This is a genomic window from Aphanothece microscopica RSMan92, from assembly GCF_046613545.2.
In the GTDB taxonomy this organism is placed as follows: domain Bacteria; phylum Cyanobacteriota; class Cyanobacteriia; order PCC-6307; family Cyanobiaceae; genus NIES-981.
On the sequence record NZ_JBKKKY020000172.1, the window covers coordinates 1 to 1,480 of the forward strand.

At 71.1% G+C, this 1,480-nt stretch carries 1 protein-coding gene; it reads left to right on the forward strand.

Going from position 1 to position 1,480, the window contains the following annotated elements; all coding sequences use genetic code 11:
• A partial coding sequence (locus ACLD7X_RS16705; RefSeq protein ID WP_425625409.1) for a hypothetical protein occupies window positions 1-1,405 on the forward strand: 1,405 nt, incomplete at its 5' end.
• Between the last annotated feature and the right edge of the window lie 75 nt (window positions 1,406-1,480).

Here is a 1,480-nt window from a genome sequence, read left to right on the forward strand (position 1 = left end):
GTCGACTGGCGCTTCCGGCTCCCAGGGCGGCGGCATGATGGGCGCCATGATGGGGGGCATGATGGGCGGCGGCGGGGCCGGCTTCGACACCCGCGCCTGGGGCGGTCGCGACAACTGGTTCGGCGCGGCCAATGCGGCGTCTCCGGGCCCTCGCGTCGACATCGCCGTGTTTGATCGCCGCCGGCCCGGCCAGGTGACGGCGACCCAGGCGATCCCGCCGGGCATGAAGCTGGGCGCCAGCCTGCCGATCAATCCGCCGCCGCCGGTCGAGCGTGGCTCCCCCTTCGAGGAGCGCGATCCCGAGCCGCCGGAAATGCCTGAAGAGCGCATGCGCATGACCATCAAGGCCTATTGGGGCTGCGGCCCAACGGTCCGGCCCGGTCAGCCCCGCACCCAGACGTTCGAGATCGGCGGCCCCAATGGCATGGCCATGTATGGCCAGAGCGTGCAGGGCCGGTTCGAGCGCGATCGCGGCGCCACGTCCAACAATCGCTCCAGCATCTGGCCCAACCAGCGCTCCAATGCTTCCCCGCCGCGCGACAGCTCGCTGGTGGGCGAGCACCGCGTGACCGGGGAGGGGCTGCCCGCCTCGCTCGCCTTCACGCTCGGCCCGCCGCAGAACCTCATGCCGCCCCTGGGCCTGCGCGCCAGCGGGGCGCAGAGCGGGGTGATCACGCTCGGCTGGTCCAATATCGCCGCCGCCTCTGCCTATTTCGCCGCCGCAAACGGCTTTGCGATGAAGGAAGGCGCGACCGAGGACGACAATGAGATGATCCTGATCACCTGGAGCGCATCGGAACTTCCCGAAAGCGGACAGGGGCTGATCAATTATCTCTCCAACGCCAATCAGGACCGCTATCTGCGCGACAAGGTGATCCTGCCGGCCGGCACGACGCAGTGCCAGATCCCGTCGGGCATCTTTGCTGATGCAATGATGGTGAACATCTCCGGCATCGCCTATGGGCGCGAGCTCAATCTCGTCCATCCGCCCCGCCCGACCGATCCGCGCCAGCCCTGGAACCAGGAATGGACCGCGCGCGTGCGGGTGAAATCGCAGGCCAGCGTGATGATGATGGGCGGCATGGGCGGCATGGCGGGGATGGGCGGCGGACGCGCAGCCCCTGCCGAGGACGCATCGCCTGCTCCTGCCTCGCGCCGGGGTGCGCCTGCGCTGGCGCAGGCCGCCGCACAGGCCCCCCCGCCAGGAACCCCGCTGCCCAAGTGCAAGGGCGACGGCACGGGCGCAGTCGTCGCCGGGGCCGGGGCCGAGGCTGCCGGGAGCGCCACATGGGGCAGCGGCGCGGGCCGCGCGCTCTGGGCGGCCGGCCGGGCGCTGTCGGCCGCCGGCCAGGCGCGCCAGCGTCAGGCCCAGCAGGAACAACCCGGCGTGACGTGCGAGCCATGAGCCGCGCTGCGCCACCCATGGGGGTCGCCATGAAGAGAGTGTTTTCCTCAACGCTGATCGCAGCCGCTCTGGCGG